This window comes from Phyllobacterium sp. 22229 (assembly GCF_052056495.1).
In the GTDB taxonomy this organism is placed as follows: domain Bacteria; phylum Pseudomonadota; class Alphaproteobacteria; order Rhizobiales; family Rhizobiaceae; genus Phyllobacterium; species Phyllobacterium myrsinacearum.
In genome coordinates this window covers 15,120-38,527 of the sequence record NZ_JBQEPA010000015.1, presented here as the reverse complement: position 1 = coordinate 38,527, position 23,408 = coordinate 15,120, and the positions used below count along the sequence as shown (strand labels likewise).

At 61.0% G+C, this 23,408-nt stretch carries 19 protein-coding genes; 14 read left to right on the top strand and 5 right to left on the bottom strand.

The window, feature by feature from the left end; genetic code table 11:
• The first annotated feature begins 194 nt into the window (after positions 1-194).
• The 7 genes from ACTJJ7_RS18335 (at position 195) to gltX (ending at position 9,268) form a co-directional block, all read left to right on the top strand.
• Positions 195-1,574, top strand: a complete 1,380-nt coding sequence (locus tag ACTJJ7_RS18335) for a class II 3-deoxy-7-phosphoheptulonate synthase (RefSeq protein ID WP_105732394.1) — start codon at positions 195-197, stop codon at positions 1,572-1,574.
• A 158-nt stretch (positions 1,575-1,732) separates the two neighbouring features.
• On the top strand, positions 1,733-2,920 hold the full coding sequence (gene nhaA, locus ACTJJ7_RS18330; protein ID WP_440968407.1) for a Na+/H+ antiporter NhaA: 1,188 nt from the start codon (positions 1,733-1,735) through the stop codon (positions 2,918-2,920).
• Positions 2,921-2,990: 70 nt separating this feature from the next.
• Positions 2,991-3,410, top strand: coding sequence for a GFA family protein (locus tag ACTJJ7_RS18325; RefSeq protein ID WP_130270262.1), 420 nt, complete (start codon positions 2,991-2,993; stop codon positions 3,408-3,410).
• A gap of 78 nt (positions 3,411-3,488) precedes the next feature.
• Positions 3,489-3,839 carry a diacylglycerol kinase gene (locus ACTJJ7_RS18320; RefSeq protein WP_105732397.1) on the top strand — a complete coding sequence of 117 codons (351 nt, stop codon included), beginning with the start codon at positions 3,489-3,491 and terminating at the stop codon, positions 3,837-3,839.
• A gap of 53 nt (positions 3,840-3,892) precedes the next feature.
• Entirely contained in the window at positions 3,893-5,566 is a 1,674-nt protein-coding gene (locus tag ACTJJ7_RS18315) for an NAD+ synthase (RefSeq protein ID WP_440968406.1), read from the top strand.
• A 447-nt stretch (positions 5,567-6,013) separates the two neighbouring features.
• On the top strand, positions 6,014-7,828 hold the full coding sequence (locus tag ACTJJ7_RS18310) for an ABC transporter ATP-binding protein (protein ID WP_440968405.1): 1,815 nt from the start codon (positions 6,014-6,016) through the stop codon (positions 7,826-7,828).
• A gap of 66 nt (positions 7,829-7,894) precedes the next feature.
• Positions 7,895-9,268: a glutamate--tRNA ligase gene (gltX, locus tag ACTJJ7_RS18305; RefSeq protein ID WP_440968404.1), complete on the top strand. Its 1,374-nt coding sequence runs from the start codon at positions 7,895-7,897 to the stop codon at positions 9,266-9,268.
• Here the strand turns inward: gltX and ACTJJ7_RS18300 are convergent.
• Together ACTJJ7_RS18300 and ACTJJ7_RS18295 are read right to left on the bottom strand one after the other, a co-directional pair.
• Positions 9,186-10,241 (bottom strand): DUF2865 domain-containing protein, encoded by a 1,056-nt coding sequence (locus ACTJJ7_RS18300; protein WP_440968403.1) that lies wholly within the window; start codon positions 10,239-10,241, stop codon positions 9,186-9,188. The genes gltX and ACTJJ7_RS18300 overlap by 83 nt on opposite strands.
• 92 nt (positions 10,242-10,333) lie before the next feature.
• Positions 10,334-12,631 (bottom strand): NADP-dependent malic enzyme, encoded by a 2,298-nt coding sequence (locus tag ACTJJ7_RS18295; RefSeq protein ID WP_130270272.1) that lies wholly within the window; start codon positions 12,629-12,631, stop codon positions 10,334-10,336.
• Between the two features lie 227 nt (positions 12,632-12,858).
• Between ACTJJ7_RS18295 and ACTJJ7_RS18290 the strand changes: the two genes are divergently transcribed.
• The 3 genes from ACTJJ7_RS18290 to ACTJJ7_RS18280 all read left to right on the top strand — a co-directional run bounded on the left by ACTJJ7_RS18290 (position 12,859) and on the right by ACTJJ7_RS18280 (position 16,105).
• Entirely contained in the window at positions 12,859-13,680 is an 822-nt protein-coding gene (locus tag ACTJJ7_RS18290; RefSeq protein ID WP_105732402.1) for a UDP-2,3-diacylglucosamine diphosphatase, read from the top strand.
• Positions 13,681-14,766: a glycosyltransferase family 4 protein gene (locus ACTJJ7_RS18285; protein WP_342588449.1), complete on the top strand. Its 1,086-nt coding sequence runs from the start codon at positions 13,681-13,683 to the stop codon at positions 14,764-14,766. It abuts the gene before it with no gap.
• 136 nt (positions 14,767-14,902) lie between these two features.
• Positions 14,903-16,105 carry an MFS transporter gene (locus ACTJJ7_RS18280; protein ID WP_440968402.1) on the top strand — a complete coding sequence of 401 codons (1,203 nt, stop codon included), beginning with the start codon at positions 14,903-14,905 and terminating at the stop codon, positions 16,103-16,105.
• Positions 16,106-16,107: 2 nt separating this feature from the next.
• Here ACTJJ7_RS18280 and dgcA read toward each other — a convergent pair whose 3' ends face one another.
• Positions 16,108-17,091 (bottom strand): N-acetyl-D-Glu racemase DgcA, encoded by a 984-nt coding sequence (gene dgcA, locus ACTJJ7_RS18275; protein WP_440968401.1) that lies wholly within the window; start codon positions 17,089-17,091, stop codon positions 16,108-16,110.
• 459 nt (positions 17,092-17,550) lie between these two features.
• Between dgcA and ACTJJ7_RS18270 the strand changes: the two genes are divergently transcribed.
• The 3 genes from ACTJJ7_RS18270 to ACTJJ7_RS18260 are packed head-to-tail and all read left to right on the top strand — an operon-like array spanning position 17,551 to position 20,086.
• Positions 17,551-18,423 carry an ABC transporter ATP-binding protein gene (locus tag ACTJJ7_RS18270; RefSeq protein WP_105732405.1) on the top strand — a complete coding sequence of 291 codons (873 nt, stop codon included), beginning with the start codon at positions 17,551-17,553 and terminating at the stop codon, positions 18,421-18,423.
• A gap of 12 nt (positions 18,424-18,435) precedes the next feature.
• Positions 18,436-19,428, top strand: coding sequence for an MlaD family protein (locus ACTJJ7_RS18265; protein WP_440968400.1), 993 nt, complete (start codon positions 18,436-18,438; stop codon positions 19,426-19,428).
• Positions 19,429-19,486: 58 nt separating this feature from the next.
• The gene (locus ACTJJ7_RS18260) at positions 19,487-20,086 is read left to right on the top strand and encodes an ABC-type transport auxiliary lipoprotein family protein (protein ID WP_440968469.1); all 600 of its coding nucleotides are present in this window, start codon (positions 19,487-19,489) and stop codon (positions 20,084-20,086) included.
• A gap of 9 nt (positions 20,087-20,095) precedes the next feature.
• Here the strand turns inward: ACTJJ7_RS18260 and ACTJJ7_RS18255 are convergent, their stop codons facing one another.
• Positions 20,096-20,521 (bottom strand): rhodanese-like domain-containing protein, encoded by a 426-nt coding sequence (locus tag ACTJJ7_RS18255; RefSeq protein WP_440968399.1) that lies wholly within the window; start codon positions 20,519-20,521, stop codon positions 20,096-20,098.
• Between the two features lie 85 nt (positions 20,522-20,606).
• On the opposite strand from ACTJJ7_RS18255, the gene ftrA reads away from it, so the two are divergent.
• Entirely contained in the window at positions 20,607-21,608 is a 1,002-nt protein-coding gene (gene ftrA / locus ACTJJ7_RS18250) for a transcriptional regulator FtrA (protein WP_440968398.1), read from the top strand.
• Between the two features lie 37 nt (positions 21,609-21,645).
• Here the strand turns inward: ftrA and ACTJJ7_RS18245 are convergent, their stop codons facing one another.
• Positions 21,646-23,178, bottom strand: coding sequence for an FAD-dependent monooxygenase (locus ACTJJ7_RS18245; RefSeq protein WP_440968397.1), 1,533 nt, complete (start codon positions 23,176-23,178; stop codon positions 21,646-21,648).
• Positions 23,179-23,408: the final 230 nt, after the last annotated feature.

Genomic DNA, 23,408 nt, shown 5'->3' with positions numbered 1-23,408 from the left:
GCCGCTCCAATTTTGACTTTGACGTTAACGTAAATCAAAAAGCCGCCAGCGACAATCTCGATTTCGTGTTTGCGCCACAAACCTTAACGGGACTGGTATATTGGGGATATTTCCACTATATGAGCGCCTTCCGGAGCAACCGGAAAACGCAAACCACCGCTACCCAGTGCGGACAATAGAAAACAGGTGCAATAATGACGAAGAACTGGACACCGACTTCCTGGAGAGGCAAGCCAATCAAGCAGGCTCCTTTCTATCCGGACGCTCAGGCTGTGAGCGATGTCGAGGGCCGTCTTCGTACCTATCCGCCGCTGGTTTTTGCAGGTGAGGCGCGCAAGCTGAAGCGCCAGCTCGCAGCCGTGTCCAAAGGGCAGGGTTTTCTGTTGCAGGGCGGCGACTGCGCCGAGAGCTTTGCCGAGCATGGCGCGGACAATATCCGCGACTTTTTCCGCGTGTTCCTGCAGATGGCGGTTGTCCTGACCTTCGGCGCATCGCAGCCTGTCGTGAAGATCGGCCGCATTGCCGGTCAGTTCGCCAAGCCGCGCTCGGCCGATACGGAAACCAAGAATGGCATCGAGCTGCCGGTCTACCGCGGTGACATCATCAATGGCATGGAGTTCACCGAGGCTGCCCGCATTCCTGATCCGAACCGCCAGGAAATGGTCTATCGCCAGTCGGCTGCAACGCTGAACCTTCTGCGCGCTTTCGCCCAGGGCGGCTATGCCAACCTGGAGAACGTGCACCAGTGGATGCTCGGCTTCGTTTCGGACAGCCCGCAGGGTGAGCGCTATGAGTCACTCGCCCGCACCATCTCCGATACGATGGACTTCATGCGCGCCGTCGGCATCACCTCTGAAACCAACCACACGCTGCGCGAGACGGATTTCTACACCAGCCACGAAGCCTTGCTGCTTGGCTATGAAGAGGCCTTGACCCGCGTGGATTCCACGTCCGGCGACTGGTATGGCACGTCAGGCCATATGATCTGGATCGGCGACCGTACGCGCCAGCCGGACCATGCCCATGTGGAATACTGCCGTGGCATCAAGAACCCGCTTGGCCTGAAGTGCGGCCCTTCGCTGGAGCCCGATGGCCTGATCAGGCTGATCGATCTGCTCAATCCGGAGAATGAGCCCGGCCGTCTGACCCTCATTGCCCGTTTCGGCCATGACAAGGTGGGCGACCATCTGCCCAAGCTGATCCGTGCCGTGCAGAAGGAAGGCCGCGACGTGGTCTGGTCCTGCGATCCGATGCATGGCAACACGATCACGGCCAATGGCTACAAGACACGGCCCTTCGACCGTATCCTGAAGGAAGTCGAGGGCTTCTTCGCCGTTCATCATGCGGAAGGCACCTATCCGGGTGGCATCCACATCGAGATGACCGGCAAGAACGTGACGGAATGCACCGGTGGTGCACGGGCGATTTCGGCGGAAGATCTGTCCGACCGCTACCACACCCATTGCGATCCGCGCCTCAACGCCGACCAGGCGCTGGAACTGGCGTTCCTCGTTGCCGAGCTTCTCAAGAAGGAGCGCAATGCGCATCCGCAGAAGATCGCCGTTAACGGCTGATCCGTCTGAACAGCAGTCATGAAGTGTGAGGGGCGGTCTTTCCAAGGCCGCCCTTCGTTTTGGGCGATGGGGCGACCGCGGCAGCCTGATCACGCATCTGTCAGAACGCCGGGCCGTTTTGGCTGGAAATTTATGTCTTTGGATTCTATCAAGGTTCCATGACAACAAAACCTTCGCGCCGAATCCGTCTGACAGCGTCTTTCCGTTCCTTCATCGAGAGCGAAGCCTCCGGTGGCATCATCCTGATGGTGGTGGCCGCGCTAGCGCTGGTCATTGCCAATTCACCGCTCAGTGACGGTTATTTCGGCCTTCTGAAGACCTATGTCGGCGGCCTGAGTATTCTTCACTGGGTGAATGATGCGCTGATGGCGATCTTCTTCCTGCTGGTCGGGCTGGAAATCAAACGTGAAATGATCAGTGGCCAGTTGTCGAGCTGGTCGCGGCGCGCATTGCCGGGGTTCGCTGCGGTCGGCGGCATGGTGGTGCCCGCCGCCATCTTCCTTGCCTTCAACGCCGGTACTGAAACGGCGCGGGGCTGGGCCATTCCATCGGCAACGGATATCGCCTTCTCGCTCGGCGTGTTGTCCCTGCTTGGCTCGCGCGTGCCTTTGTCCCTGAAGGTTTTCCTGACGGCGCTTGCCATTATTGACGATCTGGGTGCGGTTCTCATCATTGCGCTCTTCTATTCGGAAGGGCTGAATATTCCCGCCGTTGCCGGTGCCGCCGGTGTCTTCATCATCCTGATGGCCATGAACCGTCTCGGCATGGTGCGGCTCTGGGCCTATCTCGTCCTCGGCGTCATCCTGTGGATTCTGGTGTTCAAATCGGGCGTTCACGCCACGGTGGCCGGTGTCCTCCTGGCGCTGACAATTCCGATGCGCGGGGCCAAGAATGGGCAGGCTTCGGCCGAATCGCCGCTGCTCAAACTGGAACATGCCATCCAGCCCTGGGTGGGCTTCGCCATCGTTCCGATCTTCGGTTTCGCCAATGCTGGCGTGTCCTTCAGCGGCGTCTCGCTGTCCAATCTTGCCGATCCCGTCCCCCTTGGGGTGGCGGCGGGCCTGTTCGCCGGCAAGCAGATCGGCGTCTTTGCCTTCGCGGTTCTTGCCATCAAGTTGCGGCTGGCGGAGCGCCCGGCGGGTGCAAGCTGGTTCCAGATCTATGGGGTTTCGATGTTGTGCGGTATCGGCTTCACCATGAGCCTGTTCATTGGCCTTCTCGCCTACGCAAATTCGCCCTTGCTGCAGGATGAAACAAAGCTGGGCGTGCTACTCGGATCGCTCCTGTCGGCGGTGATTGGCGCGGCGCTTCTGCGCGTGTCGCTGGTGCGGGCGCCGAAGGCGTGATTGCGCAAGGCACCGTCCGGCGCCAGGCCTAAAGCTGATCTTTTTCTGTGTTGAGCGGGAGGCTGTTCTGATGCCGGAATTGCATAGTGGATCGTGTCTGTGCGGAGGCATCCGCTTCAAGACGCATGGCGAGCTGCGCGGGATTGTCTATTGCCACTGTTCGCAGTGCCGCAAGCAATCCGGCCATTTCTACGCGGCGACGAACGTCCAGAAAGATGCCATCACCATCACGGGTGAGGAAAACATCAAATGGTATGCCGCCAGCGAATATGCGGCGCGCGGCTTCTGCCGCAATTGCGGATCGGTGATGTTCTGGAAACACCATGATCTCGATTACATCTCGGTGATGGCCGGTTCGTTCGACAAGCCGACCAGTCTCAAGGGAGAAGTGCATATTTTCGTCGGCGACAAGGGCGACTATTACGAAATCGGCGACGATCTGCCGAAATATGTGGCGAGCGGCGGCGGCATCGTGGTTGCAGGCGACTGAGGGGCCGGGAACGCGTGAAGGATTGACGCCGCCCGATCTGGCTTTATAGCTGCCGTTACGGACGGACGGGAGCACACCATGCAGCGGCTAATACTGGCATTCGTCAATTCCATGCGGGCACTGAGACATCTGGCGGTGCATGAAAAGGCGGTTCAGCAGGAACTCATCCTTTTCATCCTGTCGATCCCCATCGCAGCTGCCATCGCGCCGTCCGTGCTGGTTTTCCTGATTCTGACCGGCTCGGTGCTTATCCTGATCATGATCGAGGTGTTGAACACCGGCATTGAAGCGGCGTGCAACGCCGTGTCGCGGGATTTCCAGCGCGACATCCAGATCGCCAAGGATTGTGGATCTCTGGCTGTGCTGATCTCGGTTGTTCTCGTCGCCATCGTCTGGTTCTATACGCTCTGGCACGTATTTTTTTCCTGAAACCGCGTGTGAGTCGCATTGTTCAATCTCCAGCGAAATGATATATGTTCAATATGAGCAAAAATCCTGACATCCTCCGTATCGCCATCGCCCAGCTCAATCCTGTCCTGGGTGACATCAAGGGTAATCTGGCAAAAGCGCGCGAAGCGCGCGCGGATGCGGCGCGGCAGGGCGCCGATCTCATCCTGTTCACGGAGCTGTTCATTTCCGGTTATCCACCGGAAGATCTGGTGTTGAAAGCAGCCTTCATCGAAGCCTGTGAAAAGGCGGTACGGGCGTTTGCGGCTGATACATCGGATGGCGGGCCAGGCGTGATTATCGGCACGCCGCTGCGGCGCGACAGCGGCCTGCACAATTCGGTCATGGTGCTGGACGGCGGCAAGGTTGTCGCCGAGCGTTTCAAGGTGGACCTGCCCAACTATGGCGAGTTCGACGAGAAGCGGGTGTTCCAGCAGGGGCCGATGCCCGGACCGGTGAATTTCCGCGGTATCCGCATCGGCATTCCGATCTGCGAGGATATCTGGGGCGACCTTGGTGTGTGTGAAACGCTGGCCGAGAGTGGCGCGGAGATATTGTGCGTGCCCAATGGCTCGCCCTACTACAATGGCAAGGTGGATGTGCGCCATCAGGTGGTGCTGCGCCAGGTGATCGAGACCGGTTTGCCGCTGATTTTCGCCAACCAGCTCGGCGGTCAGGACGATCTGATTTTTGACGGCGCGTCATTTGCGTTCAATCCGGACAAGACCATCGCTTTCCAGATGTCGCAGTTCGAACAGCAACTGATCGTCACGACATGGCGGCGCGGCGAGGGCGGATGGTCCTGTTCGGAAGGCCCCATGTCGAAAATCCCCGAGGGTGAGGAGGCGCAGTACCGCGCCTGCATGCTGGGGCTGCGGGACTACGTCAACAAGAACGGCTTCAACGATGTGGTGCTCGGCCTTTCCGGCGGCATCGACTCGGCGATCTGCGCGGCCCTGGCCGTCGATGCGCTGGGCGAGGAGCGTCTGCGCGCCGTGATGATGCCCTATACCTATACGTCGAAGGATTCGCTGAAGGACGCCGAGGACTGCGCCAAGGCGCTGGGCTGCCGCTATGACATCGTGCCGATCTTCGAACCAGTGGAAGGCTTTCTGAAAGCGCTGGGCTCGATGTTCGAGGGCACCAATGAAGGCATCACCGAAGAAAATCTGCAAAGCCGGGCCCGTGGCACGATCCTGATGGCGATCTCCAACAAGTTCGGGTCGATGGTGGTGACGACGGGCAACAAATCGGAGATGTCGGTCGGCTATGCCACGCTCTATGGCGACATGAACGGCGGCTACAACCCGATCAAGGACATCTACAAGATGCAGGTCTACGCCATGTCGGAATGGCGCAACAGGAATGTGCCCGCAGGCGGCCTCGGTCCATCGGGTATCGTCATCCCAGAAAATATCATCAGCAAGGCACCGTCCGCCGAGCTGCGGGAAAACCAGACGGACCAGGACTCGCTGCCGCCCTATCCGGTGCTCGACGATATTCTCGAATGCCTCGTCGAGAACGAGATGGGCGTGGACGAGATTGTCGAGCGCGGCCATGAGCGCAAGACGGTCGAGCGGATCGAACACCTGCTCTATCTCGCCGAATACAAGCGCCGGCAGTCGGCGCCGGGTGTGAAGGTGACGCGCAAGAACTTCGGCCGCGACCGGCGCTATCCCATCACCAACAAGTTCCGCGATCGGGGGTAGGGCCGATTGCATGTGCCGGGTGCGTGGTTCGAACCACGCACGGGTCGTCCTGCAACCATCGTTTTTGACTACGACTTATGTCTAGTGTTGCAATCGCGCCTCACTCTATTTTGAAAAGCGGCTGCACAAAAAATAGGCGCTTGGCGGCCGATGGCGATTCACCTATAAGCCATCTCTCCGGCAATCAAGCCCGGGAGGTTTAGAATGGCAGCTTTCTCAATGTCCCCTCGGGGCGGCGTCCGTTCCTGACACGTGATGATGAAAAGCCCCAAGGGCTTTTCAATTGACTTCACCGGTCAAGAACACTCATCGCCGATATTGGCCTTTCCTGTATTCAGGCGAGTCGCCAAGCCAATTATGCCGCATTGATTTTATCGTTCTGTTGCGCGGCATTCTCATCTGAAATTCATATTTGAGGCCGGTGCGTTTTGGCACCGGACGATCGTCATGGCATTTTTACGTAACGCCTTGCGCGGCGGAGCCTTCCGCAGCGTTCTCGGATTCACCTGGGTTCACTGGCAAAAGCAGCCGGTGCGTCTGGCTATCATTCTTGGTGCAGTGCTGCTCTCGACACTGGCCGACGTGCTGACACCGCTCTATTCGGGGCGGCTGGTCGACGCGGTGGTCAATGGCGCGGCAACGGATGCCATCGCCTGGGATGCGGCGATGGCTGCGTTCTGGACCCTGATGGCCCTGTCGCTCGGCGCCATCATCCTGCGGCACGTCACCTTTATGACGATCGTCAAGCTGACGCTGAAAATGATGTCGGAGATTGCTTCCGGCGCCTTCTTCCGTGTCCAGCGCTTCTCGACGGACTGGCATGCCAACAGCTTTGCCGGCTCGACGGTGCGCAAGATCACGCGCGGCATGTGGGCGCTCGACCTGCTCAACGATACGCTGCTGGTGGCCCTGTTTCCGTCGGTTGTCATGCTTGTCGGCTCGACCGTGCTGATGGCCTGGTACTGGCCCATGATGGGCGTCATCATCGGTATGGGGTCGCTGGTGTTTGTCGGCGTGACGGTGGCGATGTCGCTCGGCTATGTCGCGCCGATGGCGAGCCTTGCCAATCGGTGGGATACCAAGCTCGGCGGTTCGCTGGCGGATGCGGTCAGCTGCAACATGGTGGTGAAGGGTTTCGGCGCGGAAAAGCGCGAGGACGCACGGCTGCTAAAAGTTCTTGCCAAGTGGCAGGACCGGACGCGGCGCACGTGGATCCGCGGCACCCGCAACGGCACGACGCAGGGCTCGCTGCTGCTCATCCTGCGGGCATCGGTCATCGGCTTCGCCCTGTGGCTGTGGTCCAGGGGGCAGGCAAGTGCCGGTGACATCACCTTCGTGCTGACGTCGTTCTTCATCCTGCAGGGCTACCTGCGGGAAGTCGGCATGCACATCCGCAATTTGCAGCGTTCGATCAACGATATGGAAGAGCTTGTTGACATCCAGAGTCAGCCGCTCGGCATTGATGACCGGCCCGGCGCCAAGCCGATCCAGATCACCAATGGCAAGATCGTGTTCGACAATGTGACGTTCCACTACGGGGCGCACCGGGCACCGCTCTATGACCGGTTCTCGGTGACGATCCGGGCGGGTGAGCGCGTCGGCCTTGTCGGCCATTCCGGCTCGGGCAAGACGACGTTCGTCAAGCTGATCCAGCGCCTGCACGATGTGAAGGCGGGACACATCCTGATCGACGGTCAGGATATTTCTGATGTCACCCAGGCATCGCTGCGCCAGCAGATTGCCATCGTGCAGCAGGAGCCGATCCTGTTCCACCGGACGCTGGCCGAGAACATCGCCTATGCGCGGCCGACAGCCACGCAAAGCGAGATCGAGGAAGCGGCCCGGCAGGCCAGCGCGCATGACTTCATCATGGCCCTGCCGAAGGGCTATGGCACGCTGGTGGGTGAACGCGGTGTGAAGCTGTCCGGCGGTGAGCGTCAGCGCGTGGCCATTGCCCGGGCTTTCCTCGCGGATGCGCCGGTTCTGATCCTGGATGAGGCAACGTCGAGCCTCGATTCGGAATCGGAGGTGCTGATCCAGCAGGCCATGGAACGGCTGATGCTGGGCCGGACGACCCTGGTGATCGCGCACCGGCTGTCCACGGTGCGGGCGCTCGACCGGCTGCTGGTGTTCGATCATGGCAAGATCGTGGAAGAGGGCAATCACGAAGCCCTGATCCGCCTGAACGGCGGTATCTACCGCAGCCTGTTCGAACGGCAGGCGCTGGAACTGACCAAGGGCCTGGTTCTGGCCGACGACTGATCCTGTGGGCCGCGCGAAAGCGCGGCCCATATTGATCTTCACGCGCCGTTCCGATATGCCCGACGCATGACCATCACCGTCCGTTTTGCACCATCTCCGACCGGCTACATCCACATCGGCAACACGCGCACAGCCCTGTTCAACTGGCTGTTCGCGCTGAAGCACAATGGCCAATTGATCCTGCGTTTCGACGATACCGACGTGGAGCGTTCGAAGGCCGAATATGCCGAAGCGACCGCCGCTGACATTGATTGGCTAGGCATCAAGCCGGTGCGGGTGGAGTACCAGTCGAAACGCTTTGCCTTTTATGATGCCGCCGTTGAAAAGCTGAAAGCTGCCGGCGTGCTTTATCCCTGCTACGAAACCCCGGAAGAGCTGGAACGCAAGCGCAAGCTGCGCCTTGCGCGCCGCCTGCCGCCGGTCTATGGCCGCGACGCGCTGAAACTGACGGCGGAGGATCGCGCCAAGCTGGAGGCGGAGGGGCATCGCCCGCACTGGCGTTTCCTGCTTCCGAATTTCAAGGACGATCCGTTCGCGCCCGCGCGCACGATTGTGCATTGGGACGACATCGTACGCGGCGAGGAAACCGTCGATCTTGCTTCGCTTTCCGATCCGGTGCTGGTGCGCGAAGACGGTACCTATCTCTATACGCTGACCTCCGTGGTCGACGATATCGACATGGGCATTACGCACATCATCCGCGGTGATGATCACGTCACCAACAGCGGTGTGCAAATCTCCATTTTCGAAGCGCTTGGGGCGAAGGCGCCGGCGCTGGGCCATCATAACCTGCTGACGACAGTGTCGGGCGAGGGCTTGTCCAAGCGCACCGGCGCCCTGTCCGTCGGCAGCCTGCGCCGCGACGGCTATGAGCCGATGGCCGTGGTCAGTCTCGCCGTGCTGACGGGAACGTCGGAGAATGTGGTTGCCATGCCCGACATGGCATCGCTCGCCGCAGTCTTCGATCCGAAGGCGACATCGAAATCATCGTCGAAATTCGATCCGGCGGAACTCGACACGCTGAACCGCACGCTGGTCCATGCCATGCCGTTTGATGTGGCCGCGGAGCGTTTGCGGGAGATGGGCATTGCCGGTGACAAGGCCGAAGCCTTCTGGCTGGCGGTGCGCGGCAATCTCACGCGCGTTGCCGATGCGGCGCTGTGGTGGACGGTCATTCAGGACGGTCCCGTCAGTGACGAGCCATTGGCTGCAGAAGATCATGACTTCGTTGCGGCCGCTTTCGATGTTCTGCCGCAGGAGCCATGGAACCGCGAGACCTGGAAGCAGTGGACGGAGGCAGTGAAGACCCAGAGCGGACGCAAGGGCAAGCCGTTGTTCATGCCCCTGCGCATTGCCCTTACTGGGCTGGCTTCTGGCCCGGAGCTCGCAGATTTACTGCCCCTTCTTGGTCGGGAAGGAACGTTGGCCCGACGACCCTGACCTTGCGGTTGGGATCGATCGGTCTGTCCGGCGACAGCGGCTTCGGCTGTTCCGCTTCGACTTTCGGCACGGCGGGTGTGCCCAGCTGAATAATCGATGACGGTTTTTTCTCCGGCTCTACCACAGGCGCCGCCGGTTCGGCCTTTGCCTCGGCCGGTGCCGCCGGCTTGACCGGTTCGGGGTTTTTGGCTGGCTCCGCAGGGGGTAACGGTTCGGCCTTGACGGGTTCGACCGGCTTGATCGGTTCCGCTGGTTTGAGTGCGGGCTGTGTTTGTACAGGCGCCGGTTTGCTCGCGGGGGCCGCAGGTGCGGGTTGCTTGGCTATTTCCTTGGGATTTCCAAGCGTGGTGTAATTGCCTGCCGTGCGCTGGCAGGAGCATTGCGGTGTACCGTTGGCGCCGGCTTTCCTGAATTTGAACGCATTGGGCATATCCGTATAGGCCTGACCGCGCAGGGAAATCATCTGATCGACGGTTTCGCCGGTGGTCGAATGATAGAACAGTTTGGCGCCCGGGCATTGCGCCTGGCACTGTGCCTCGTCGCGGCCGAAATTTTCCGCGCCGGTTGCATAGGAAATGGGGAAGTAATAGCCGTCGCAGGTGCGCACGCAGAGCGTCTGGTATTGCCCGCCATAGACCGGCGCGGTGCTCTCCAGCGGTTCGTCTTCAACCGGCCGCTGACCTCCGAGGACCTCATAGGGACGGCGCCGGGGCTCCGCATCGCGCGGCAGGACTTCACGCGGCAGGACTTCGCGGTCGGGTTCGTAGGATGCCGAGCAATTGTTGGCGTCCATGGCAGCTTCCACCCGGTCGCGGCGCAGGTTCAGCTCATACTCGTCGGTGACGAAATCATTGTCGAGTTCGCGCAGACGCTGTTCCATGCGGCTGCAAACGTCCGATTTGGCCGCCGCCAGCTGCGTTGACAACAGCAGCGTGCCCATTGCGAGTGCCGCGAAGTGTATGAACCGTTTCATAGCGTCTAGTCCTGCAAGATCATGCGCAGCCAAACTGGCTGACTGCGCCTGAACCATCCATGAACGTGCGGCAGCAATAAGACGGCAGCGCGCTATTCCACGCGCTGCGAAGCCTCGACCACGGCCAGAGCCGTCATGTTGACGATACCGCGCGATGTCACCGACGGCGTCAGAATATGCACCGGCTTGGCGGCGCCGAGCAGAATGGGCCCGACATGCAGTGCATCGGTGACCGTCTTGACGACGTTGAGCGTGATGTTGGCCGCATCGAGATTGGGGAAGACCAGGAGGTTGGCTTCGCCGCTCAGGCGGGAATGCGGCAGGACACGTTCGCGCAGGATTTCCGACAGGGCGGAGTCGCCATGCATTTCGCCATCCTGCTCCAGATCCGGTGCCTTGGAGCGCAGGATTTCCGAAGCGGCGCGCATCTTGGCGGCACTTTCGGAATCGCGCGAACCGAAATTGGAATGCGAGAGCAGGGCTGCCTTGGGCTCGATGCCGAAGCGGCGGATTTCATTGGCGGCCAGAACCGTCTTTTCCGCGATCTCTTCGGCTGTCGGATCGATGCTGACATAGGTATCGGTCAGGAACAGCACGCCGCGCTGCGAAATCAAAAGGCTGAGCGCGGAGAAATTGCGGATGCCTTCAAGCTTGCCGATGATCTGGTCGACATTGCGCAGATGGCGCTCGAAACGGCCTTCGAGACCACAGATCATCGCGTCGGCTTCACCGCGCATGATGGCCAGGGCTGCAATCACCGTGCCGCTGGCGCGGACCATGGTGCGTGCCACTTCCGGCGTGGTGCCGCGCCGGCCGGTAAGGTTCACCAAGAGGTCGACATAGTCGCGGTAGCGCGGATCGTCTTCCGGGTTGATGATGTCGAAATCGGTGCCGAGCTTGATCTTCAGGCCATAGCGCTTGAGACGTGTCTCGATGACCTGCGGGCGGCCGATCAGCGTCGGGATGGCCGTGCCTTCCTCAAGCACGACCTGGGCTGCGCGCAGAACGCGCTCGTCTTCGCCATCGGAATAGATCACCCGTTTCTTCTCGGCAGTCCGTGCGGCGGTGAAGATCGGCTTCATGATCAGGCCGGAGCGGAAGACAAAGCGGTTCAGCTTGTCGAGATAGGTCTCGAAATCCTCGATGGGGCGGTCGGCCACACCGGTTTCCATGGCGGCCTTGGCCACCGCAGGCGCGATGCGCAGGATCAGGCGCGGATCGAACGGCGAGGGAATGAGATAATTGGGGCCGAAGGTCGGTGTTTCGCCGGAGTAGGCGCGCGCCGCCACGTCCGATGGCTCCTCGCGGGCGAGCGCCGCGATGGCCTTGACCGCCGCCATCTTCATTTCCTCATTGATCGCCCGCGCACCGCAATCCAGAGCGCCGCGGAAGATATAGGGGAAGCAGAGGACGTTGTTGACCTGGTTGGGGAAATCGGAGCGTCCGGTGCAGATCATGGCGTCGGGGCGTGCGGCGCGTGCTTCCTCCGGCATGATTTCCGGATTGGGATTGGCCAGCGCCATGATCAGCGGGTTCGGCGCCATCTGCTTCAAAAGGTCCGGCTTCAGAACACCTGCGGCGGACAGGCCGAGGAACACATCGGCACCGCCGATGACATCGGCCAGCACGCGCGCATCTGTCTTTTGGGCGTAAACCGACTTCCAGCGGTCCATCAGGGTGTTGCGGCCGTCATAGACGACGCCGTCGAGATCGCAGACCCAGATGTTCTTGCGGTCGGCGCCGAGCTTGACCAGCAGGTTGAGGCAGGCGAGCGCCGCCGCACCGGCGCCGGACGCGACGATCTTGACCTTCGACAGATCCTTGCCGGCCAGCTCCATGCCGTTGAGGATGGCCGCGGCGACGATGATCGCCGTGCCGTGCTGGTCGTCGTGGAACACCGGAATGTTCATCTTGGCGCGCAGGATCTCCTCCACGTCAAAACATTCCGGCGCCTTGATGTCCTCAAGGTTGATGCCGCCAAAGGTCGGTTCGAGCGCGGCAACGACATCGACGATCTTGTTGATCTCCTGCGCGTCGATCTCGATGTCGAAGACGTCGATGTCGGCGAATTTCTTGAACAGAACCGCCTTGCCTTCCATCACCGGCTTGGAGGCGAGGGGCCCGATATTGCCAAGGCCAAGGACGGCGGTGCCGTTGGAGATGACGGCGACGAGATTGGCGCGGCTGGTATAATCGGCTGCCGTGGCGGGGTTTTCATGAATGGCCAGGCAGGGAGCGGCGACACCGGGAGAATAGGCAAGGGCAAGATCGCGCTGATTTCCAAGCGGCTTCGTCGCCTGGATCTCCAGTTTCCCCGGCTGCGGAAAGCGGTGGTAAAACAGGGCGCTTTCTTCGAGGTCGGACTGGTTGGGCGAATTGTCCTTGGCCATGGATAAGATCCTCCGGAAATTGGCTGGTCGCAACTTGGGATTTGCGATTCAATCTTTTTAGCATGCATAAATGACATGAAGAGCCATAAATGAAGTCCATTTTGTTACAAGTGTTTATCGCAGGAAACCATAGACTTTTTAGCGGCGTCATAAGACTGTGACATGAATCAGGTTTCTGTCAGGCCAGAGGTACCGATGCGTACCGGCGCTGAACGGAGATCAGCCTCATGGTTGAGCCAGAGACACGTAAGTTTCGCACGCTCTTTTTGTCCGATGTGCATCTTGGTTCCAAAGGCGCCAAGGCGACCTTCCTCCTGGACTTCCTGAAATATCACGATGCGGATACGATCTATCTGGTCGGCGATATCGTCGATGGCTGGCGTCTGCGCCGCAGCTGGCACTGGCCGCAGGAGCACAACGACATCGTGCAGAAGCTGCTGCGCAAGAGCCGCAAGGGCGCCCGCATCCTCTACATCGCCGGCAACCACGACGAATTCCTGCGCGATTTCCAGGGCACGCATTTCGGCGGCATTGAGGTCATGGACCGCACGATGCACGAAACCGCTGACGGCCGTAAATTTCTCGTGATCCATGGCGACCAGTTCGACGTCGTCGTGCGCAATGCCCGCCACATCGCCTATCTCGGCGACTGGGCCTATGACGCGGCGCTGGCCATCAACACCATCATGAACAAGGTGCGGCGCATGCTTGGGCTGCGCTACTGGTCGTTCTCTGCCTGGGCGAAATTCCGGGTGAAGAAGGCCGTCAACTTCATCGGTTCCTTCCAGACCGTCGTTTCCGACGAGGCCCGGCGCATCGGCGCCGATGGCGTCATCTGCGGCCACATCCACCACGCCACCATCGAACAAATCGATGGCATCGAATATATCAACACCGGCGACTGGGTTGAAAGCTGCACCGCCATTGCCGAACATCACGACGGCAAGATGGAACTCATCTCCTGGACGCATCTGATCGGGGAAAAGGCCGGCTTTGCGCCTGTCGTCAAACTCGAGGACAAGCGTCCCAAGGCGGCGAATGCGGCCTGAATGGCTTCTCCTGCAGGGATCGATCCGATGAACAGGCTGGTCATTGTCTCCGATGCCTGGCATCCGCAGGTCAATGGCGTGGTGCGCACCCTGACCCAATTGCGCGAGCAGATGGAGGCGCGGGGTGTCGAGGTGACGATCATCTCGCCCGCGGACTATCCCTCGGCTCCATGCCCCACCTATCCGGAAATCCGGCTGGCACTGACCTATCCTGCGGCGGTGAAAGCCCGGATCGAGGCATTGCAGCCTGCCTTCGTGCATATCGCCACGGAAGGCCCGCTCGGCATCATGGCGCGCCGCGCCTGCCTGAAGAACAAGTGGCGCTTCACCACCAGCTTTCATACGCGCTTTCCCGAATATCTGCGCGAGCGCCTGCCCATTCCGCTGGCCTGGACCTATGGCTTTCTGCGCCGGTTCCACAATGCCGCCGAAACCTGCCTTGTCCCGACGCAGTCCATCTATGAGGAACTGACCGAGCGCGGCTTCGACACGCTGCGCGTGTGGACGCGCGGTGTCGACCGCGACCTGTTCCGGCCGCAGGCGGATGTCGATCTTGGCCTTGCGCATCCCGTTTTCCTGTGCGTCGGCCGTGTTGCGCCGGAAAAAAACCTTGAAGCCTTTCTGGCGCTCGATCTGCCGGGTACCAAACTTGTCGTCGGCGACGGGCCGGATATGGATGAGCTGAAGCGCAAATTCCCTGACGCGGTGTTCGCCGGCAAGAAGGAGGGCGAGGAGCTTGCCCGCCACTATGCGGGCGCCGATGTCTTTGTTTTCCCCAGCCGCACCGACACGTTCGGCCTGGTGCTGCTGGAAGCGATTGCCTGCGGGCTGCCGGTCGCCGCCTATCCGGTGGCGGGGCCGAAGGATGTCATCGGCGCGACGGGCGCGGGCGTTCTGTCGGCCGATCTGCACGAGGCGGCGCTGGGCGCCCTGGCCATGGGGAGCGTCGATCCCGACACCACCCTGCAGGGATTCAGCTGGGAAGCCTGCGCCGATATATTCGAGGACATTCTCACGGCGATTGCCGGTGCCAAGCCGCAGCTCGGCCACGAAGCGAAGGCGGCGCGGATTGCGTCTGCCGGCTAATCTATATTTTCTGCGTTTATGATAATTGAGTTGGAAAACTTCCAGTGTTTCTAGGCAGTTGCGGCAAATCGTGATATTTCGGAATATGGTTAGTTGATATTCGTGCGCCGCTCCTCGATCCTCCGAAAGTCCCTCCATGACAGCCGCCACTGCGGACAGTTTTCACGATAAGCCGTCTCGGTTCGAGTTTCGGCTGGCTCTGGCTTATTTTGCGATTTTCATCTCAAGCGGCCTGCATCTGCCTTACTTTCCGCTGTGGCTGGAATTCCGTTCGCTGTCGCCGACGGAAATATCGATCGTCCTGTCCATGCCGCTGTTCGTGCGCGTCATCGCCGCACCGCTGGTGTCCATTCTGGCTGACCAGTCCAGCGACCGTGCACATATCCTGACCATGGCCACCATTCTGGCGGTGATCGTTGCGGCGTTCTATTTTCTGCCGTTCAATTTCTTCGGCATTCTGGTCGTGTCGCTGTTGCTGGCTGCACCGTGGACATCGCAGGTTCCGCTGGCCGATACGATTGCGCTTTCGGGTGTGCGCCGCTACGGCGCGGATTTCGCCAGGATGCGCGTCTGGGGGTCCATCGCGTTCCTGCTGGCTTCCTTTGCCGGCGGCGTGCTGATCCAGCATACGGGCGAGTGGATCATCCCGACGGTGCTGCTGGGCGCGCTGGTTGCCGCATGCGGCATGAGTTTCGTGGTGCCGCGCATCGGCAAGCCGCGCCGCCTGTCGCCGCTGTCGGATATCGACATGGCCGATGCGGGCAGGGCGCTGCGCCGTCCGGCCTTCGTCACCTTTCTGATCGCCACGGGGATCACCCAGGCAAGTCACGCCTATGGTTACAGTTTTTCGGCCATCTACTGGAAGTCCATCGGCATTGAGGAGACGGTGATCGGGGCGCTGTGGTCCATCGCCGTGGTGGCCGAGGTGATCATGTTCACCTGCTTTCGCCGGGTATTCGGACGCCTGCATCCGGCACGCGTGCTGATGATCGGCTCAGCCGTCGCCATATTCCGCTGGACAGTCTTTCCGCTGATCGTGCCGGCAGGTCTCGGCGTCGCCGGCTTTTTCGTCGTGCAGAGCCTGCATGCTTTCTCGTTCGCCCTGTCTTTCCTCGGCATGCAGAAAATGATCGCCATGACCATTCCCGAGGAGAAGGGTGGAACGGCACAGGGCATATCCACCTTCTTCATCGGCACGTCGCTGGCCATCATCACCATGGTGTCCGGACCGCTCTACAGCGCCACCGGCATCTATGGCTTCTATGCCATGGTGGTGCTGGCGGCGGTCGGGCTTGTTCTGGCTAATGTTTCGCTGAAGCTGGAGCAGCGCGAGCGCTAGCGCTAACCCCAAAGCTCCGATTGCGGCGGCGACACGTGGCTGCCTTCAAAGACGAGGCCGGGCTGGCGGTCCTCCTTCAGGATCAGCGGGCCGTCGAGATCGACGAAGTCGGCGTCCTGCGCGACGAGCACAGCCGGCGCCATGGCCAGGGACGTGCCCACCATGCAGCCGACCATGATGCCGAACCCGAGTTCGCGCGCCCGTTTCTGCATGCGCAGGGCTTCGGTCAGCCCGCCTGTCTTGTCGAGCTTGATGTTGATGCTGTCATAGCGGCCGAGAAGGGTGTGCAGATCGTCCGTACCGTGGGCGCTCTCATCGGCACACAGGGGGACGGGGTGCGGGATTGCCGAGAGAATGCCGTCCTTGCCAGCCGGAAGCGGCTGTTCGATGAGCACGACCCCGGCCTTTGCGGCGGCCAGCATGTGCCGGACGATATTTTCGTCGGTCCAGCCCTCATTGGCGTCGAGAATGATGCGGCTGTCGGGCGCGGCTTGCGCCACGGCCCATATGCGTTCCTCGTCATCCTCGCCGCCGACCTTGACCTTGATGACCGGACGGCCGGACAGGGCACGGGCGGCTGCGGCCATGGTTTGCGCATCGCCGAAGGAAACGGTCACGGCCGTGGTCAGGGCTTTGAGCGGCGGCAAACCGACGAGATCGGCAACGCGCCGTCCGGCCCGTCTGGCTTCGAGATCCCAGAGGGCGCAATCGACGGCATTGCGGGCAGCACCAGCGCCAATCAGGCCGGCAATGTCAGCGCGCGTTGCACCGGCGGCAAGTGCACTGCGCAGTTTTTCAATTTCGGCACAGACGGAATCGAGACTTTCGCCATAGCGGGCATAGGGAACGCATTCGCCGCGCCCGGCATATGGTCCGTCGCGCAGGGTACAAACCACCACGGCTGCTTCCGTCTTTGAACCCCGCGAGATGGTGAACGTTCCGGCAATGGGCCAGCGTTCAACGGTAATCTCCATATTAACAGTCATTATGTGCGCCTTAGAGCCTTTCCTGCTTAAATAGAATCGTTCTGCCGGAGGGAATTTGGTTCAAGGTCGAGGGGTTTGGCGAGACCGATGCCTTTCCATCGGGCGAAGCCGAAGCCCGATGGGATTGGGCCAAATTCACCCGGCCCTCCGGGTTTCCGGCTGGCGGACACCCACTTTGTCAGGCAGCGTCGTCCGATGGGTAAACATCGGCCTCGCTGCCTTCCGCGTGGATTGTCTCGCCATCCGGGAAACAGAACTGGTTCTATTTAAGCAGGAAAGGCTCTAATTGCTACAGTGACATCAAGTCAGAGACTCGATATGTGTGGGGATGTTGACTGATAGAGCAAACAATTCAAGTGCTTCTAAGGCTACGGGACGTCATGCGGAGCACGCGTGGATGGTGCCAGCGGTTAAGAAGCCTTATGTACTGATTTTCAGATCCAGGGACGCCCGAGGCGAATGAATTCGACAGACAACGGCAAGAGCAGAGAGCAGGAGCCCGGCGATATCATCCTTTCGGTCAAGGATGTCAGCGTGTCCTTCGGCCGTTCATCGGTGCTGGAGCACCTGAATCTCGACGTCTATCGCGGCGAGATATTGGGATTTGTCGGCGCGTCGGGGACAGGCAAATCTGTCCTCATGCGGACGATCCTCGGTCTCAATCAGAAACAGCACGGCAATATCAGCATTTTCGGCCATGACATCGACCGTGCGACGGAACAGGAAAAACTCAGCGTCGACATGCGCATGGGTGTCCTGTTCCAGCACGGCGCCTTGTTCTCGTCGCTGACGGTTCTCGAAAACATCCAGGTGCCGATGCGCGAATATCTCGACATTCCGCACAGCCTGATGGACGAACTGGCGCGCCTCAAGATCGATCTCGTTGGATTGAAACCGGATACGGCCGAAAAATTTCCGTCGGAACTGTCCGGCGGCATGATCAAGCGTGCAGCGCTGGCCCGTGCCTTGTCGCTCGACCCGGACATCGTCTTTCTCGATGAGCCGACATCGGGGCTCGATCCCATCGGCGCCGCCGATTTCGATGAACTCATCGCAAATCTGCGCGATACGATGGGTTTGACCGTCTATATGGTCACGCACGATCTCGATAGCCTGTTCGCCGTTTGCGACCGAATCGCGGTATTGGGTAAGAAAAGGGTTCTCGTGGAAGGAACCATCGACGACATGCTGACGTTTGATGACCCGTGGGTTCAGGAATATTTTCATGGCAAGCGCGCGCGCCAGATCGTACCGAACGGCAGCAGCAGGCGAAAGTCTGATCGCATGCAAAGCGCCCGGCAATCCGGGCCGTTGCTGAAGGAACAGGGTTAGGTGGAATAATCGATGGAGACCAAAGCCAACTACGTTCTGGTCGGGATTTTCACGCTTGCGGTTTGCGTCGCGGCGTTCGTCTTCGTGTACTGGATCGCCCGCTATGGCGACAGGCAGGAAATGACGACGCTGGAAATCCGCATTGCCGGTTCGGTTACCGGCCTGGCCGAGGGCAGCCAGGTGCTCTTCAACGGCATCAAGGTGGGCACCGTGCGGCGCCTGAATATCGACAAGACCAATCCCGACGCGGTGATCGCCACCGCGGAAATCGACAGCACGACACCGATCACCCGCTCGACCCAGGCAACCCTCGGCTTTACCGGCTTGACCGGTCTGGCTTTCGTGGAGCTTAAGGGCGGCAAGGTCTATGAACCCAATCTGCTTGAAGAAGCCGACAAGGATGGCGCAGTTGCGCGTATCGACGCCGATCCGTCGGTGGTCAACAACCTTCTGCAGAAGGCGCAGGACATTCTCGAACGCGTCAACACGGCGATGAGCTCGATCGAAAGTTTCATCACCGAGGTGAAGGGGCCGCTGGTCGATACGGTCAACAACACCAAGAAGTTCACCGATGCGCTGGCCAAGAACTCCGATGTGATCGACAAGTTCAGCCAGAGCGCCGAGGACGTGCAGTCGGTGGTGCGCGAGGCGCGTGAAATGATGACGCGGCTGAATGTCGCTTCGGCCCGGGTCGACGGCGTTCTGGCCAAGGTCGACAATCTGGTGTCCGATGGCGATGGCAGCGTTGTGGCCGAAGCGCGCAACACGCTCAAATCCTATCGCGCGGTTGCAGACAATCTCAACACCAAGCTTGGCCCGATCACGGACAACCTCAACCGCTTTTCCGGGCAGGGCCTGCGCGATGTGCAGGCGCTCGTCACCGAGAGCCGCCAGTCGGTGCAGCGCATCGAGCGGGCGATCAGCGATCTTGAGAAGAATCCGCAGCGGGTGATTTTCGGCGGCAGCGGCAATGTGCCGGAGTATGACGGCCGCACGCGCCGTTGACTTTGGCGATGCTGCATCGCATGAAGGTTAATGAATCGTGAAGCTTTGCGTGACAGGGATGAGAGCATTGGTGAATTCAAGAACGACAATTGCCGCTCTGCTGATGGCTTTGTCCGTTTCCGCCTGCGCCGGAACCAAGAAGCTTGATACATTCGATCTTTCCGGCCCGTCCCTGTCCGAGACGTCATCCAGAAAACATGGCAGCCGCCAGATACTGATCGCCGCGCCATCGGCCCTCAAAGCGCTTGATGGCGAAAACGTCGTGGTCCGCTCCGGACCGAATGCCATTTCGTTCCTGAAGGGCGCGCAGTGGTCCGACCGCCTGCCGAACATCGTGCAGACGCGGCTGGTGCAGGCATTTGAGAGTTCGGGCCGCTTCGGCGGCGTCGGCCGTCCCGGCGAAGGCCTTGCCATCGATTATCAGGTGATCAGCAATATCCGCACGTTCGATATCGATGCCTCGGGCAAGGAAACGGCCGTCGTCGAAATCGCCATCAAGATCCTCAATGACAAGAACGGCACGGTGCGCGCGACCCGCGTCTTCCGCTCGACATCGCCGGTCAGCGGCCAGGGCAATGCGGCCTATGTCACCGCCCTGAACCATGCGTTTGACAGCGCCGCAGGCGATATCGTCACCTGGACGCTGTCGGTTATCTAAACCGGAAACTCAGGCGACCCTTCTGAGTTCGCCCGCTGCCGGACCGGTGGCGAAGGGGAGTTCCTCGTCGGCCCAGCCGGTGATGCCGCCGATCATGATTTTCACCGGACGTCCCAGCCTTGCAAGTTTCAGCGCGGCCTGATCGGCGCCATTGCAGTGGGGGCCGGCGCAATAGGCGACGAACAGCGTATCGTTGGGCCATGCGGCCATGCGCTCGGCGGTGATCTCGCGATGCGGCAGATGTATGGCTCCCGGCACGTGACGGCGTTCATAGGCCGCCGGTGTTCCCACCACGTGCAGGAGCACAAAGTCCTGTTCGCCCGCCTTCAGCGATGCGGCGACGTCGGCACAATCGGTCTCAAGCGCGAGACGCCGGGAAAAATGCTCGATGACAGTCTGTGGTGCTGCAGCCGGGGTTTCGGTAACATAGCTCATGGGGCTCTCCTGTGTTGACGCGCAATTCGTAAGACACGCGACAAGGCACTGGTAGTTGGCAAGATTGCCATATATCGTCGATATCATGTCAAACGTATCCCTTGCCCCCCGCCTTGATAATCCGCTGGTTGTCGCCGTTGCCTATGACGGGCTCTGCACGTTCGAGTTCGGCCTGGTCGTCGAAATGTTCGGGCTGCCGCGCCCGGAAATGGGCGATGACTGGTACAGGTTTGCCGTGGCCAGCATTGAAGTCGGCGAGCTGCGCGCCACCGGCGGCGTGCGCATTCTGGCCGATGGCGGGCTTGACCTGTTCGAACAGGCGGGAACCATCATCATGCCGGGCTGGCGCGGCGTCGAGCATGCGGTGCCGGATGCTTTGGCACAGGCCCTTCGGCGGGCGCATGCCAATGGCGCACGGATTCTCTCTATCTGCTCCGGCGTGTTCGTTCTGGCCGCCGCCGGTCTCCTGGCCGGGCGCAGGGCGACGACGCACTGGCGCTATGCCGATCTCCTGGCGGAGCGCTATCCGGATATCGCGGTTGAGCCCAACGTGCTTTACGTGGATGAGGGCAGTGTGCTGACCTCTGCCGGGAGCGCGGCGGGCATTGATCTCTGCCTGCATCTGATCCGCCGGGATTTTGGTACCGAGGCCGCCAACAAGGTGGCGCGCCGGCTGGTGGTGGCGCCGCACCGCGAGGGCGGGCAGGCGCAGTTCGTCGAACGGGCCGTGCCGCCGCCACATGAGGGGATAAGGCTGTCGCCGCTGCTCGAGCGGATGCGCACCGAGCTCAGGCATGATTTTTCCATTGCAACGCTGGCCAAGGCGGCGGGCATGAGCTCGCGCACGTTTCTGCGCCGCTTCGAGGCCGCAACCGGCACGACGCCTGCCAAATGGCTGCTGTCGGAACGGCTGGCCAAGGCACGGGAACTGCTTGAGCAGTCGGTGCTTTCGGTCGAGACCATCGCCGAGACCACCGGGTTCGGTACGGCTGCCACGCTGCGGCATCATTTTCGCCAGCAGCTGGCAACGACGCCCACCGCCTACCGCGAGATGTTCGGCAGGGAGAAGACGTTGCGGACGGCGTGAGGACCATTGCACGGAACATCGTGCGTGGTTCACGTACCTATTCAGGCTCGCCGAACCATCGCGCCGCTGCCTGCGCAAGTTCCTCCAAATCAGAAGCGGTCTCACCGGCCCAGGCGACGATGCCATCCGGACGGACAAGCACGGAGCGCAAGCCAAGCCTGTTTCTGGCATCATGTGCGAGATAGCCGATCCGGCCGCCCCAGCGGCGTGCCAGCGCCTGAAGCGGTACAGTGGCGTCAAAGTCCAGGAGGAGGCCTTTCCCGCTTCCAAGATGCCCGCCGAGGAACGTCCCGTCGGCCAGCTCGAAGTCGGGTGCGCTGCGGCCGGCCAGCGGGTGGCTGCCACCAAGATCGTAGCGGAGCGACACGCCCCAGACGCGTTCGGCGAAGTAGGTTGCACCATCGCGCGTGTCGATGAGATCGCGCATGATGGCTTCGAGCGCACGGGAACTGCGGCTCGGCCGCATGAGCGCGACCTGGGCGCGCGACCAGTCAAGCACCTGCGCTCCGACCGGGTGCCGTTCGCTCTCATAAGTGTCGAGCAGGCCGGATGGCGCGGTACCACGGATTGTTGATGCGAGCTTCCATCCCAGGTTCATCGCATCGCCAAGCCCGAGATTCAGCCCCTGTCCGCCGAGGGGGGAATGGATGTGCGCGGCGTCACCGGCGAGCAGTACCCGTCCATTGCGGTAGGCGGTGGCCTGACAGGCGCGGTCCGTCCACGTGGTGGCAAGCGTGAGTGCCGTCAATGTGACGCTGGTGCCGGAGACGCGGCGCAGCACCGCCTGCACATGGTCGAGCGTGATCGGCCGGGTCCGGTGGCAGGCGCCGCCGTCGAAATCGACCATCGCGATGGTTCCGGGCTTCTGGTAGGTGTACATGCCCGCCGGCGTATAGTGCCGGCCGGGGCTGAGCATGTCCGGATCGGTCAGCTCGACCTCAACGGAATAGCCGGTGAATTCCGGATCGGTGCCGGTAAATGTAAAACCTCCAGCCTTGCGCACGGTGCTGCGCCCGCCATCGCAGCCGACGAGCCAGCGTCCGTGAAAGGCGGCACCGCCGGCATGAACGGTCACGCTATCATCCGACTGCTCGAAACGCTCCACGCCGAGGCCGCGCCTGATCTCGACGCCCATCGCGTCAGCACGGGCGGCAAGGACGGATTCCACCTGCTGCATGGTGGTGGCCAAATTGGTGGCGGCTGGGCCGGGCAGGCGATAGGGCCATTTTGAGGTATCGATAGCGTCCTGGAAAAACTGGATGCCGGCGAAATGGCCGCCCGGCCGGCGGGGCTGTTGCATCCAATGCGCTGCAGCCGGTGTCCTGTTGCCATCCGATGGTTCTTTTCGCGGGACCGAGACATCATCCAGCAGTCCGCGACGATAGAAGGCGTCGACGGTGGGGGCGGAAAGGCCGCGCATGCCGAACGGCAGCCCCTTCAAGGGGGAGTGCGGGTTTTCGGCTTGCTCCAGCACCAGCACGGAGAGACCGGCGAGGCGCAGCTCGCAGGCGAGAAACAGGCCGACAGGGCCTGCACCGGCAATCACAACATCATAAATCCTGGGGGGCATGAACTACTCCTTTGTGGTCGTTCGACCGGAGCGGTTCATCGTTTTGCGAACCACACGGACGAACATAAACGCTTGGACAGCGTTGGCTGTTCGTCGAGGGGAACACATGCACGAGGCAGGGACAGAGCTTCCGTTTCCGAAAGGACTTGGGCTTACCAAACCAAGTCTGCCTTTTCCGACGCGGCATATATAGCGCTGGATCAACCGGCCTGCAACGGGCGATGTTCCAT

Excerpts from the sequence above, each read along its gene's own strand:
- ACTJJ7_RS18335 (WP_105732394.1), top strand. The coding sequence starts at position 195 with ATGACGAAGAACTGGACACCGACTTCCTGGAGAGGCAAGCCAATCAAG.
- nhaA (WP_440968407.1), top strand. The coding sequence starts at position 1,733 with ATGACAACAAAACCTTCGCGCCGAATCCGTCTGACAGCGTCTTTCCGT.
- ACTJJ7_RS18325 (WP_130270262.1), top strand. The coding sequence starts at position 2,991 with ATGCCGGAATTGCATAGTGGATCGTGTCTGTGCGGAGGCATCCGCTTC.
- ACTJJ7_RS18320 (WP_105732397.1), top strand. The coding sequence starts at position 3,489 with ATGCAGCGGCTAATACTGGCATTCGTCAATTCCATGCGGGCACTGAGA.
- ACTJJ7_RS18315 (WP_440968406.1), top strand. The coding sequence starts at position 3,893 with ATGAGCAAAAATCCTGACATCCTCCGTATCGCCATCGCCCAGCTCAAT.
- ACTJJ7_RS18310 (WP_440968405.1), top strand. The coding sequence starts at position 6,014 with ATGGCATTTTTACGTAACGCCTTGCGCGGCGGAGCCTTCCGCAGCGTT.
- gltX (WP_440968404.1), top strand. The coding sequence starts at position 7,895 with ATGACCATCACCGTCCGTTTTGCACCATCTCCGACCGGCTACATCCAC.
- ACTJJ7_RS18300 (WP_440968403.1), bottom strand. The coding sequence starts at position 10,241 with ATGAAACGGTTCATACACTTCGCGGCACTCGCAATGGGCACGCTGCTG.
- ACTJJ7_RS18295 (WP_130270272.1), bottom strand. The coding sequence starts at position 12,631 with ATGGCCAAGGACAATTCGCCCAACCAGTCCGACCTCGAAGAAAGCGCC.
- ACTJJ7_RS18290 (WP_105732402.1), top strand. The coding sequence starts at position 12,859 with ATGGTTGAGCCAGAGACACGTAAGTTTCGCACGCTCTTTTTGTCCGAT.
- ACTJJ7_RS18285 (WP_342588449.1), top strand. The coding sequence starts at position 13,681 with ATGGCTTCTCCTGCAGGGATCGATCCGATGAACAGGCTGGTCATTGTC.
- ACTJJ7_RS18280 (WP_440968402.1), top strand. The coding sequence starts at position 14,903 with ATGACAGCCGCCACTGCGGACAGTTTTCACGATAAGCCGTCTCGGTTC.
- dgcA (WP_440968401.1), bottom strand. The coding sequence starts at position 17,091 with ATGACTGTTAATATGGAGATTACCGTTGAACGCTGGCCCATTGCCGGA.
- ACTJJ7_RS18270 (WP_105732405.1), top strand. The coding sequence starts at position 17,551 with ATGAATTCGACAGACAACGGCAAGAGCAGAGAGCAGGAGCCCGGCGAT.
- ACTJJ7_RS18265 (WP_440968400.1), top strand. The coding sequence starts at position 18,436 with ATGGAGACCAAAGCCAACTACGTTCTGGTCGGGATTTTCACGCTTGCG.
- ACTJJ7_RS18260 (WP_440968469.1), top strand. The coding sequence starts at position 19,487 with ATGAGAGCATTGGTGAATTCAAGAACGACAATTGCCGCTCTGCTGATG.
- ACTJJ7_RS18255 (WP_440968399.1), bottom strand. The coding sequence starts at position 20,521 with ATGAGCTATGTTACCGAAACCCCGGCTGCAGCACCACAGACTGTCATC.
- ftrA (WP_440968398.1), top strand. The coding sequence starts at position 20,607 with ATGTCAAACGTATCCCTTGCCCCCCGCCTTGATAATCCGCTGGTTGTC.
- ACTJJ7_RS18245 (WP_440968397.1), bottom strand. The coding sequence starts at position 23,178 with ATGCCCCCCAGGATTTATGATGTTGTGATTGCCGGTGCAGGCCCTGTC.